Below are 11,548 nucleotides of genomic sequence, written 5' to 3' on the forward strand. Positions count from 1 at the left end.
TTTAGGGGTAGTTGTTAATAAAGCATATAAAGTAAAGACTAGTGAGGCTAGCCAACAGCTCTATGTGCCTTATTAGTACAATTAATAAGTCTAAACTTTAGCCTCCTTCTCTCCTAGCACTAGGAATTCTTCAACAGCAGTTAAATCTCTCTGAATCAGGTTCGATAATACCATCCTTCGGTCTACTAAAAAGCCGCTTCAGCTATACCTGGAGCGGCTTTTTTTAAGAGCATTGCTCGTTATTGGGACACTAAAGCTTAATTTAGTTGTATAACGGTTTGCTCTGGCTGCAGACGAGGTATAGCCGATTATGATGCCAGTGCCATGTTACACGACTAAATTCTTCAATTATATTTCTCAGGCTTGCCATTGATTTTTCCTTCCGCAAATACCTCATCCTTTTTAATACTGAGCTCTCGGTTAACATAGAGAGGATTTTTTTATGCACTCCCTACAATATTCGGACATTAAAGCAGCCTCTCCCTTGTTGCTGTTTTTCAGTGAGCACTGCTTATAGAGGCACTTAGGAACAAGTCATTCGCAATGCTCTACTGTTGTTTAAAGGTTCTATGTCAAGAGGCCACAACAGTGCATGCACATCCTCTAAGTAAAATGCGCCACCTATTTGTAATATCATTAGGCAAATTATGATATTTTACACAACATTACCCTTGCTTTTTGCGAAAACAAATACCAAAACTAAAACAGAAATCAGCATGGCAGGAGATCATATTACACAGGCTTTATGGAGTGCAACAACTCCGTTTAAAACGTACCCACAACTCTCTGGCGACATTGAGATAGACGTAGCCATAATAGGCGCAGGAATAACTGGTATCAGCACGGCTTATACCTTAGCGAAGGCAGGCAAGCGCGTAGTTGTGCTGGAGGCCCTGAAAGTCGGCGCCGGTACCACTGGCTCCTCCACTGGCAACCTGTACGCACCAATAGACGAGCGCCTGTATACGGTTGAGTCGAAGCACAGCGAAGAAGCCATGCGGGCAGTAGCGGCCTCGCGCAGTTCCGCAATCGACTTTATTGAGCAGCGCGTGCAGGAGTTTGGTATAGATTGCGAGTTTAAGCGCGTACCGTGGTATCTGTTTTCAGAGCCGGGTAACGACCTAATGGCTCAGGTGGAGCGGGAACGGAAAGCAGCCGAAAAGACTGGCTTGCCCGTAACTGACCAGGCGCCTGCAGGATTCCCCTTTAAAGTAGATGCAATAGCCAACATAGCGCATCAGGCACAGTTTAACCCGCTTAAGTATGTGCAGGGTTTGGCAGCCGCCATAGAAAGCGAAAGCTGCCATATTTACGAAGGCACTAAAGTAATAGACGTAGAAGACGGTGATCCTTGTATCGTGCATACCCAGCAAGGCAAGGTAACGGCAAAGCAGGTAGTGATGGCCACACACTCCCCTAAAGGCATTTATGCGGTGCATACTGCCATGGAACCGTACCGTGAATATGCCATGGCTGTACGTCTGAAAGGAGATACCATACCCGATGGCGGTGTTTACTGGCACGTGCAGCAAATGCAGCATTACTCCCTTCGCCCCTACAGCAATGAACAGGGCAATTTTCTGCTTATTCTGGGAGAAGCCCATAAGGTAGGCCAAAAAGAACACAACGAAGAGGCTTTCTTAAAACTGGAACAGTATCTGACTCAGCGCTTCGACGTGGACCATATCGTATACAAATGGGCAGCTCAGAATTACAAACCTGCCGATGCACTGCCCTACATCGGCACCAGCCCAACCCAGCACAGCACCTACATCGCCACCGGCTTCGCCGCCGACGGCCTTACCTGGGGTACGCTAGCAGGCATGCTGATTTGCGACCTCATTACGGGCAAGGAAAACGAGCTGACAAAAATGTACAGCCCTACTCGTTTTACGCCTGTAGCTTCTGCTCCTAAATTCATAAAAGAAAACGTAGATGTGGCCGTGCACCTGGTAAAGGATTTCCTGTTTTACGGGGAAGTAGATCAGCTGAAAGAAATACAGCCAGGGGAAGGCAAAACCATTGAAATAGACGATGAGAAACTGGCTGCTTACCGAGACGATGCCGGGAAGCTACACGTGGTATCGTCTGTCTGCACCCACATGGGCTGTATAGTGCATTTTAACAATGCTGAGAAAAGCTGGGACTGCCCTTGCCACGGCAGCCGTTTCTCGGTTGGGGGGGAGGTGCTGGAAGGACCTGCCTACCATAACCTGGCTAAACCGAACGACGAGAATAAACAGTAACAGTACAGAAGGCCTCCCGGAATCTATCCAAAATCAACAAGTCCGGGATGCTCAATAAGTATGGATAATTGCCGACAGCAATATCAATAGCGCAGAGGCAATGCAATACTATAGTTTGCTGGCATAGTAGGCAAGAAAACTGGAGCTATTCATAAGGGATATATTATTAAGAAAGCTTTCAATTGTCAGCTGGAAGATAAGCCTCTATTGCTGTTAAATCCTTGTGGAAAAGGTTCGATAATGCAATCCTTCGGTCTACAAAAGCCGCCTCAGGTATACCTGGAGCGGCTTTTGTCGTATCGCTGGATCCTACTCCAGCCTGGGTCTGGCTATACCTGGCGCTCGCCTGCCGAACATGATCACCTCCTTTGAGCGGTCGTCTGCCAGCAGTAATATGAATAGAAACGTGATCATCCCTGATATCCTGATCAATATACAGAATGACATACGGGTTTAATCGACCAAGTCTGTCGGAGAAGCATCTTTGGACGCTGCATCTTGCGTCTTCAGATTTCCTTCCAGCCGGTGCTTTGGATCGAAACGGTAAAACTCTTCATATCCTAATTTTTGCACCGCAGGCTCACCATTGGATTGTATGTAACCGACTGAGCGCGCGTATGCTTCCCAGTCCGCTTTGAGTTCCATAAACTTTTCAGGAAACTGCCCGGCCAGGTTGTTCTCTTCCTTGATGTCTTCCTTCAGGTTGTACAAATGCCATTCATCGCCTTTGCCATAGGGTGGCGGCATGAAGATGAGCTTCCAATCGCCTTTCAGCACGGCTTTGCATTCAGCTATTTCAAAACCAAGCACGTCAAACTTATTTCGGACCGGCTGCTTTGTTTCCTCCTGCAGGTATGGTTTCAGTGATGTTCCATAAAGTGGCTTCAGGTCTTTATTTGTACGCGGAAATGTCACATTGGCATAATCTAAGATGGTAGGCATGATGTCCGTAACATGCAGCATTTCATCAGTAACCACACCGCGTTTGTGCATTCGCCTTCCGGAAACAATAAAGGGTGTCTGTGTGCCGCCTTCGTAGGTGGTCAACTTGAAGTAGGACAAAGGTGTATTGGCTACTTCTGCCCAGGCCCCGCCAATGGAAATAAACGAATTGATTTTCCCATAATTCTCCAGGCGGTTATCATACTCCTGATCGATTGAATCCTCAGTGTTGGGTGCATAAAAATGAGGTTCTTTAGGATTGGCACCGTTGTCGGAAAGAAAGAAGATAATCGTGTCGTCGTATTTGTTCAGATCCTTCAGCCTATCAAACAGGCGCCCCAGGTTCCAGTCCAGGTTTTCGATCATGGCAGCGTAGATTTCCATTTTCCGTGCCGCTTCCCTACGTTCTTCATCGTTAAGCTCGTCCCAGCTTTTGAACAGACCACTGCCTTTGTTCTCGCTTAGTTCATCAGGTATCAGCCCCAGTTCCTTCATCCGCTGCAGGCGCTGTTCCCGAATGGTATCGTACCCACCATCGTAGGCCCCTTTGTACTTATCCAGCCATTCATCGGGCACCTGTAAGGGGTCATGGGGAGCGGTAAAGGCCAGGTAGGCAAAGAACGGGTTCTCGTCCTGCTGCTCCGATAGATACTGCATCATCTTATCGGTGTAGTAGTCGGAGGAATAGAATTCTTCAGGCAGGTTATCGACAGTTTTACCGTCCTCTGTATACTTGGTGTGGGGTTGCTCGTAGGCACTCAAGGGCCGCTGGTCGTTAAAGTGGCTGACACCGCCTCCCAGGAAAGAAAACGTCCGCTCAAAGCCACGGGAATGAGGCCGCCAGGCTTCCGGTTCACCTAAATGCCATTTACCTGCCATATAGGTATGGTAGCCGGCTTGCTTCAGAATTTCAGGAAGGGTCAGGACATCGCCGTTCAGGTAGCCTTCGTAACCGGGCTGCATATATTGGTTGGTGGCATGCGCGGTCGGCATGTTGCCCAGGCCGGCATCGTGGTTATCGCAACCCGACAGCAGCATAGCCCTTGTGGGTGCACACAGAGCAGAAGTATGAAAATGTCGGAAACAGACACCATTATCCGCCATCTGTTGCATATGGGGCGTCCTGATCTCGCCGCCAAAAGGCTGACAATCGGAATAGCCCATGTCATCCACTACAATGAGTAGGAAATTAGGTTTTAGCTGATTCGAGTTCGCTTCCATTTTCTATAACCTTATCTAAATAACTAGCCGGCTTTTAGCAGCTAATAAATACGTCGCATTTGAAAGTACGGCTGTCAGGCCTGGGTAAGTGTATCAGCCGCCTCCGAAAGAACTAGATCAGGTTATGGTACCGTTCGGCATGTAGCTATCAGATGGCGCCATTATAAGCGACATGATAAACAGGCACTCAATGCTGCTATTTGACTTAAAAAAGTGTAAATGGTAGCGAAAATCCTGTAACAACTTACTCTATCCAGCTTGTTAGTTTTGCTCAACCATTCAGTTCAGACACAATAAAACTATGGATAAGCAAATATTAACACACTCCGCTACAGAAGCAGTACAGTTCCACCTAACAGCAGCTAAAAGTCTACAGCCTATTAATGGAACGCAAGCCGAGCTCCTAACATACAACAACAGCTTTCCGGGTCCACTACTGGAGATACAGGAAGGTGAAACAGTTAGGGTAAACTTTAGCAACCAGTTGGAGGTGCCTTCTAACCTGCACCTGCATGGTATTTTTATGTCGCCAGAGGAAGATAAGCCACACCAGGTAGTTGTACCCGGAGATACGCTATCTTATACCTTTAAGGCACACCCGGGTAGCGCAGGTATGTACTGGTACCACCCTCATGCGCACGGTAGCGTTACACGCCAGCTCTTTGAAGGCCTTTATGGCCCTCTCATCATCAGGGGAGCGCTTGACAAAATAGAACCCCTGGCCACCGCCACCGAGAAAGTGCTGGTACTACACGACATTCAACTGAATAATGGAAAGGTGTCCTCGCATGCAGGTATGGACTGGGCTAAAGGGAAGGAAGGCGATCTGGTTTTGGTGAATGGCGAAAGAATGCCGGAAATGTCGATACCAACAGGTTTATTACGGCTCCGCGTATTGAATGCCTCCACTGCCCGATACTATCACTTAGGTATACCAGGCAAAAAGCTATACCTAGTCGGACAGGATAGCAGTTTTCTGGAAAGGCCGGTGGCAGTAAACAAGCTTCTGCTAGGTCCGGGAGAAAGAGCAGACATACTGGTGGAAGCAACAGAAGAAGCGAACCTGCCCCTGCTGAACCTGCCTTACAGCAGAACTCCTGCCGGCCCAAGCCAAGACACGCCAACCGGAGGTGCGGTATTAGCCACTTTTACGGTGAAGGGTGAGCCTAAATCCGTTCTTCTTCCAGAAAAGCTGGCCACCATACCTGAACTGGATCTGGCCTCAGCAGCTGATCGCAAAACCATAACTTTTGGCGCTACCATACAGCCGCTGCAGTTCACGATCAACAACAAGGCCTTTGAACATCACCGAACCGACCTCACCGCACAGGCAGGTACACTGGAGGTGTGGGATATCGTAAACCACATGGGCATGGACCACCCTTTCCACCTGCACACATTTCCTTTCCAGGTGATAGCTGTAGATGGAGTGCCCGTACCCTACCGCGCCTGGAAGGATGTGGTCAATGTACCCGCCAATAGCACAGTACGCATTGCCATACCATTTGATAAGTATAAGGGTAGGGTGATGTACCATTGCCATATCCTGGAGCACGAAGATTTAGGCATGATGGGAAACCTAGAAGTGCTTTGAAAGGCGAAGAAACTACAAAGTATAGCCTGTCGGATCCGGAATCTGGCAGGCTATACTTTTGACAAAGCTGTAAAATCAACAACAGATTTTTATTTTTACAAGCGCAATAAACCTACAGGAAATGACAAAGCAAGGTGCCAGTATTCCAGTCTACACAGAGGCTGATAGCTTCAAGAAAAACAGCTTCCGGGATTTTTATATTGCTTCGTATGAGGACAGGCAAGATGCCGGGCTCAGGCGGGTGACCCCGCATCGGCATACTTACTACGAGATTATCTGGATAACCGAAGGAAGCGGCACACACACCATCGATTTTAAAGATTACGCTTTTCATGGTCCCTGCCTTTTCCTGCTACAGCCCAGCCATATCCACCAGATCACTAAAGACGGCCCCACCAAAGGCTTTGTGCTGAAATTTAATGAATCACTTTTTTCTGTTGAATCAGGTGCTGAGAACCTGCTACTCAAGTATGGCATCTTCGATAATATCAACGTGCAGCCAGTTCTTCAGCTGGACCAGGAGGCGGTATTGCTGCTTAATAACCTAATGCAGAAAATGCTGCTGGAGTATAAAAATCATTCTGAGCTGTCGACCGTGATCATTGCCTCTTACCTCAAAATATTTCTGCTCCAGGTATACAAACTCAAAGCCAGCCACCAGGAAGAGCTGCAGGCATCACCAGAACCACGTTACCTGGTTTACCGCTCCTTTAAAATGTTGCTGGAGCAGCAGTACAGGCAACAACACGCGGTGCAACATTATGCTGCAGAGCTAGCTATTACGCCAAGAGCGCTGAATGAGATCACGCACAAATACGCCGGCAAAACTGTAAGCGACCTGATCAGGGAAAGGCTAATGCTCGAAGCCAAACGATTGCTTCACCACGGCAAACTTTCCGTAAAGGAAATAGCAGGCGAGCTGGGCTTTGACGATGCTGCTTACTTCACCCGGTTCTTTACCAAGAATGAGGGCGCGTCGCCGCAGCACTTCAGGCTAAAGGAAAAACATATCGAAGCCGGGCTGGTAAAGTAGTGCGTACTTGTCCTAGAAAAGCAAAGGTTTGTCCATTGAGCAAGGGAATCTAACGTGAGAACTTTGTGCTGTTAATCAGATCGATTTATCTTAAAAACAGCATCCAATGGACAGAAAATCATTTCTACAGAAGTCTTTCCTGAGCTCGTCTCTCCTACTGGTACCGGGCCTGGCGCACAACACTTTTTCAGCTTCTGCCGGTAAAAAAAGCATGAAGCTTGCAATCAGAGACAAGGACCAGAAAAATATCTGCGCCACCTGCGGCACCCGGTATGCAACAGCCAGAACAGAGGCAGACGCCTGCCCCATCTGCCAGGACGAGCGCCAGTACGTAGGCGACAAGGGACAGGTATGGCTAAGTTACCAGGAAGTAGCAAAAGGCAGAAGCATTCGCATCACACAACTACAGTCAGCCCTCTACGACCTCAAGATCATGCCTTCTTTTGCCATCGACCAGAAAGCCCACCTGGTTCTATCGAAAAGCGGGAACATACTCTGGGATTGCATTCCTTTTCTGGATGAGCAAACGGTAACCTATATCCGCTCGCTGGGAGGTATAAAAGCAATTGCCATTTCGCACCCGCACTACTACAGCCTGATGGCAGAATGGGCTAAGGCCTTCGATTGCCCGATTTACCTGCATGCGCAGGACAAGCAATGGATACAGGATAAAAGCAGGCATATCCGCTTGTGGGAGGGTGAGAAACTGGAGCTATGGGACGATATCAAGATCGTGCATGTGGCCGGCCACTTTGCCGGCAGCACGGTACTGCACCTGCCCCACCACGGAGCCAAAGGCAGCCTTCTGACAGGCGACAGCATCTTTGTAGTACACGACAGAAAGCATGTGTCCTTTATGTACAGCTACCCCAACCTGATCCCCTTGAAAAAACCAGCGGTAGAGCTGATACAGCAGCGAGTGGAGCCGCTCGACTTTGATGCTATGTATGGTGCCTTTGAAGGACAGGTAATTCCTTCCGGCGCCCGGGAGGCGTTCAAGCGCTCGGTTGCCCGGTACCTGGACATCTACAAAGTATAGGGCACCAATGGCTATACCTTCACACCATCTAAAATATAGAAGCCGCTTACTCTGACAGGAAGCGGCTTCTTTGTATTTAAGAGCACTCACTAACAAATCGCCATCAGGCTTTCAGACGGCACACTTCTGTTTCGTGCTCGAGCTCTAAAGTTACTTCAGTGATTGAGAAGGCTTTCAGCGCGTGGCTAACCTGATGCTTTAGAGTGGCTATTGCCTCTGGCTCCTGCATGTTGGATACAACCAGGTGAGCCGATAAAACGTGGTGCTCACCATCCAGGGACCACAGCCTAAGCTCGTGTATCTCCTGTACATCTTTCAGGGACAGCACATGGGCTTTTACCTTTTCCAGCTGAGTGTCCAGCGGGTTGACCTGGAGCAAGACCTTCAAAGCTGCCCAGGCATTTATGAAGGCGTGTACCAGCATGTAGAGCGATATGACTATTGACAAAAGCGGATCGAGCCAGGGCAACTCAAAGAACAGCAGGATAATACTGGCAGCCAGCACCGCTACCCAACCCAGCAGATCTTCGAGCATGTGCAGCGACACAGCCCGCTGGTTCAGGTTGATTCCTCCTTTCAGCTTGAAGAAAGCGGCACCGTTCACCACTATCCCCAGTATGGCAAAGAGCAACATGCCCATTGGTTCAGGCATGGAAGGATTCAACAATCGTTCAACAGCTTCTGTTAGTACAAATACAGCCCCAAAGATAAGTATGAGCGATGTAAGCAGGGCTCCAGCCACGGAGTAGCGCTTGTAGCCATAGGTATAGGTATGGTTGCCCGGCTGCTCTGATTTGCGTTGCAGAAAATAGGTGACACCCAGTGCAAAGGCATCCCCAAAGTCGTGGAGGGCGTCGCTCATGATGGCCACACTGTTTACGAAAACCCCGCCTATGAGCTCCAGTAAGGCAAAGCCCAGGTTCAGGAAGAAGGCAAATTTGATGTTCACCGTCGCATAGTGATGGTGATGGTGATGATGTCCCATGTTATATAAAGTTAAAAAAAGCCGTGCCCCTACGTCAGGCAGGTAGCACGGCTCAGGTATAGCATTCTTATTTTGTACTTGCTGGTTGCTTAGCTGAAAGGTGGGCCACGGCTGCCAGGGCAACCAATCCTCCCATGATAGCCATGTTCTGAATAAAGTCCATGATGGCGGTTTGCTGCATCATGCCTTCCATGTTCCAGAAGGTATGCATAAACAGCGTCATCGGGAGCAGGAGCAGAATCAGGGCTATGGCGGTTTGTTTCACCTTAAAGCCCGCAAACAGAAGGATGGCACCGAGCAATTCCGTCACCATGGCGGCTCCCAGCAGCAGGGGCACAAAAGGAAGGCCTTTCGATGCCATCCACATGGCCGGCCCATCCCAGAAGAGTACTTTATGCATGCCTGCCACTAAAAATGTAATTCCGATCAGTACCCTGGCTACCAGGATAAAGGGTTGAACAGATGATTTCTTCATAGATGTAGAATTTCGAATGAGTAAATTTAAATGAGTGAATTTTGAATGAACAGGTTATTGGATTGGTCGTTTAGAACACAAACTGTGCACCCAGGGCCAGTTGGTTGGCGGAAGTAGTCTTGTATACCTGCTGCCCGTTTTCCAGGAGCCTCCAGTCAGTGTTGGCTCGGTACCACTCCAGGGCTATACCTAATGAGCCCATGTCGTAGCGGATCATCGGCACAATGATCTCGTTTTTCAGGCGAGCATTTCCTGTTACTTCAGCAAGCACATCGCCATCAGTCGGGTTGTCCTGGCCGTACATGACCCAGGCGCTGAGGTGCTTGCCGAATCTATAACCTGCCTGCCCCCAGGCTCCGTAGCCAGCTATGTCTCCGAACTGCAGCAGCTGACCCCAGCTCTGGCCGATGGCGCGGCCCCAGTAGGCATTCCCCTGCAGGGTGGCACCGCCATACGTCAGCTTCGTGCCTGCCTGCATGGCTTTACCCTCTAAATTGCTGCGGCTATCGCCCTGCACCAGGCGCTTGCGGTCGTAGTGGCCGGCCAGGTTTACTTCCCATTTCAGCGGCTGTGTCTGGTTGCTGATGTTCAGCCCGATTTCTGTTTGTGGTATACCGATCTCTCCTTCATCCCGACCATCTGCTTCGGCTTTGGGTCCGGTCCAGGAGCCGCGGAACACGGCCAGGTCCAGTCGAACTTTGGTGGCGGCTGTCGGACTGCTTATACCTTGGTAGAGGAACAGGCCCGGATTACGGAAGCCGATGCCACCTGCCGAGCCATAGCCCATGGCAAAGTGCGTAACAGAGTTCGGGAAGTGCGCGACCATCGGTGTCCAGTTCTGACCCAGGCGCAACCTTGTCTGCCCCTTCTGCACCTCCACATAGGCCAGGCGCACACGCGGCAACAGGTTCTCGTCGGCAAAACCGCCAGCCCCTGCCGTGCCTCCTAAAAAGTCCAGCTCGGCGCGACCGGTGGCGGTGATGCCGTGCGGCAGGTTATAGGCTGTTCCTTTAAAGATGAGCCAGGTCTTGCGCAGGTCGCCGCCAAACTGGTACTCGTCCCGGGCGGGTTGCTTTGGGTTGGCCCACATGGTAATAGCGCCCTCGCCCATCCCAAAGGTACCGTCCTGCACAAAGCCCGAAGCCGTGATAATGCCGTTGATGCTGGACTTGAAATATGGCTTGCCTGCCTGCGTGGTATCCGGTGCCGGCGTAGCCGGGAAACTGAGGTCGATCTGGGCATTTGCCTGGTGCAGCAGCAGTGTACTCAGCGTTGCTGCTGCAAGAGTGGTTCGTAATGTTTTTTTCATGAATTTATTTTGTAGCTAAAGGTTTGGGCAATAAGGTGGCCGTCCGCCATTTCAGGGGCAGCTTCCGTTTTGCTCGATAATAGTTTTGCTTGTTTTTTAACTTGTCATGCAGGCTGTGTTAGGCTTGGGGTTTGTACCGCTCCCGCCTGCTCTTTATTTGATTGTTGCAACGGCACAAATTTCTGCGCTTTTGCAGCCCCAGGCCATACACAAACAGGTGCTTTTGCTGGACAAACAGGTATGTGCTGAACACGCGCATAACTCAGCGGGTACTGCCCGTTGCTATTACAGCACCTCCGCCTTGAAGCCTGCTTTCTCTACCGTAGCCATGATCTCGCTGGCAGAAAGGGAATCAGTTTTGATGGTAAGCACTTTGTTGCGGTTGGTGGTATCCACGTTCCATTCGCACACGCCTTCGGTAGCATTTAGCACTGGTGTTACACTAGCCACACAGCCTCCGCAGTTGATGTTGGTTTTGAATTGCAGCTCTTTCATGTTCTATTTTTCTTTTGGTGTTACTGATTTTGAACATGACAAAGGTATAGCGTGGAGAGGGTGGAGGTGTTACAGAATTTTAAAGAAGTGTTGTAGGATTTTATATGGGGAAACTTCCAAATACACTACCAAGTCATTTTAGCTATATTCAAAAACCATATAATAACGGCAAAATACTAAATTGTATTATTATAAAGATTCTAATGAAA

10 protein-coding genes are annotated in these 11,548 nt (G+C 49.3%); 4 read left to right on the forward strand and 6 right to left on the reverse strand.

The genetic code is table 11. The features are described 5' to 3' along the window. Positions 1-716 precede the first annotated feature (716 nt). The gene (locus tag AC5FXQ_RS04745) at positions 717-2,246 is read left to right on the forward strand and encodes an FAD-dependent oxidoreductase (protein ID WP_493601343.1); all 1,530 of its coding nucleotides are present in this window, start codon (positions 717-719) and stop codon (positions 2,244-2,246) included. 309 nt (positions 2,247-2,555) lie between these two features. On the opposite strand, the gene AC5FXQ_RS04750 is transcribed toward AC5FXQ_RS04745, so the two are convergent. Continuing rightward, positions 2,556-2,693 carry a hypothetical protein gene (locus AC5FXQ_RS04750; protein ID WP_493601344.1) on the reverse strand — a complete coding sequence of 46 codons (138 nt, stop codon included), beginning with the start codon at positions 2,691-2,693 and terminating at the stop codon, positions 2,556-2,558. 6 nt (positions 2,694-2,699) lie between these two features. Further along, a complete protein-coding gene (locus AC5FXQ_RS04755) occupies positions 2,700-4,409 on the reverse strand; it encodes an arylsulfatase (protein WP_493601345.1) in 1,710 nt (569 codons plus the stop codon). 301 nt (positions 4,410-4,710) lie between these two features. Here AC5FXQ_RS04755 and AC5FXQ_RS04760 point away from each other — a divergent pair, with 301 nt between their 5' ends. From AC5FXQ_RS04760 to AC5FXQ_RS04770, 3 genes are all read left to right on the forward strand, one after another. Then, positions 4,711-6,003, forward strand: coding sequence for a multicopper oxidase family protein (locus tag AC5FXQ_RS04760; protein ID WP_493601346.1), 1,293 nt, complete (start codon positions 4,711-4,713; stop codon positions 6,001-6,003). 121 nt (positions 6,004-6,124) lie between these two features. Next, entirely contained in the window at positions 6,125-7,036 is a 912-nt protein-coding gene (locus tag AC5FXQ_RS04765) for a helix-turn-helix domain-containing protein (RefSeq protein ID WP_493601347.1), read from the forward strand. Between the two features lie 106 nt (positions 7,037-7,142). Beyond that, on the forward strand, positions 7,143-8,075 hold the full coding sequence (locus tag AC5FXQ_RS04770) for an MBL fold metallo-hydrolase (RefSeq protein ID WP_493601348.1): 933 nt from the start codon (positions 7,143-7,145) through the stop codon (positions 8,073-8,075). 103 nt (positions 8,076-8,178) lie between these two features. On the opposite strand, the gene AC5FXQ_RS04775 is transcribed toward AC5FXQ_RS04770, so the two are convergent. From AC5FXQ_RS04775 to AC5FXQ_RS04790, 4 genes are all read right to left on the reverse strand, one after another. Next, a complete protein-coding gene (locus tag AC5FXQ_RS04775) occupies positions 8,179-9,060 on the reverse strand; it encodes a cation diffusion facilitator family transporter (protein WP_493601349.1) in 882 nt (293 codons plus the stop codon). A gap of 67 nt (positions 9,061-9,127) precedes the next feature. Further along, positions 9,128-9,535 (reverse strand): DoxX family protein, encoded by a 408-nt coding sequence (locus tag AC5FXQ_RS04780; RefSeq protein WP_493601350.1) that lies wholly within the window; start codon positions 9,533-9,535, stop codon positions 9,128-9,130. Positions 9,536-9,605: 70 nt separating this feature from the next. Then, positions 9,606-10,844 (reverse strand): hypothetical protein, encoded by a 1,239-nt coding sequence (locus AC5FXQ_RS04785; RefSeq protein ID WP_493601351.1) that lies wholly within the window; start codon positions 10,842-10,844, stop codon positions 9,606-9,608. 285 nt (positions 10,845-11,129) lie between these two features. Beyond that, positions 11,130-11,339 (reverse strand): heavy-metal-associated domain-containing protein, encoded by a 210-nt coding sequence (locus AC5FXQ_RS04790; RefSeq protein ID WP_493601352.1) that lies wholly within the window; start codon positions 11,337-11,339, stop codon positions 11,130-11,132. Positions 11,340-11,548 lie beyond the last annotated feature (209 nt).

This window comes from Pontibacter sp. LHS1, assembly GCF_058932855.1.

Coding starts and splice junctions, on each gene's coding strand:
- AC5FXQ_RS04755 (WP_493601345.1), bottom strand. CDS start 4,409: ATGGAAGCGAACTCGAATCAGCTAAAACCTAATTTCCTACTCATTGTA.
- AC5FXQ_RS04750 (WP_493601344.1), bottom strand. CDS start 2,693: ATGTCATTCTGTATATTGATCAGGATATCAGGGATGATCACGTTTCTA.
- AC5FXQ_RS04785 (WP_493601351.1), bottom strand. CDS start 10,844: ATGAAAAAAACATTACGAACCACTCTTGCAGCAGCAACGCTGAGTACA.
- AC5FXQ_RS04770 (WP_493601348.1), top strand. CDS start 7,143: ATGGACAGAAAATCATTTCTACAGAAGTCTTTCCTGAGCTCGTCTCTC.
- AC5FXQ_RS04790 (WP_493601352.1), bottom strand. CDS start 11,339: ATGAAAGAGCTGCAATTCAAAACCAACATCAACTGCGGAGGCTGTGTG.
- AC5FXQ_RS04745 (WP_493601343.1), top strand. CDS start 717: ATGGCAGGAGATCATATTACACAGGCTTTATGGAGTGCAACAACTCCG.
- AC5FXQ_RS04765 (WP_493601347.1), top strand. CDS start 6,125: ATGACAAAGCAAGGTGCCAGTATTCCAGTCTACACAGAGGCTGATAGC.
- AC5FXQ_RS04760 (WP_493601346.1), top strand. CDS start 4,711: ATGGATAAGCAAATATTAACACACTCCGCTACAGAAGCAGTACAGTTC.
- AC5FXQ_RS04780 (WP_493601350.1), bottom strand. CDS start 9,535: ATGAAGAAATCATCTGTTCAACCCTTTATCCTGGTAGCCAGGGTACTG.
- AC5FXQ_RS04775 (WP_493601349.1), bottom strand. CDS start 9,060: ATGGGACATCATCACCATCACCATCACTATGCGACGGTGAACATCAAA.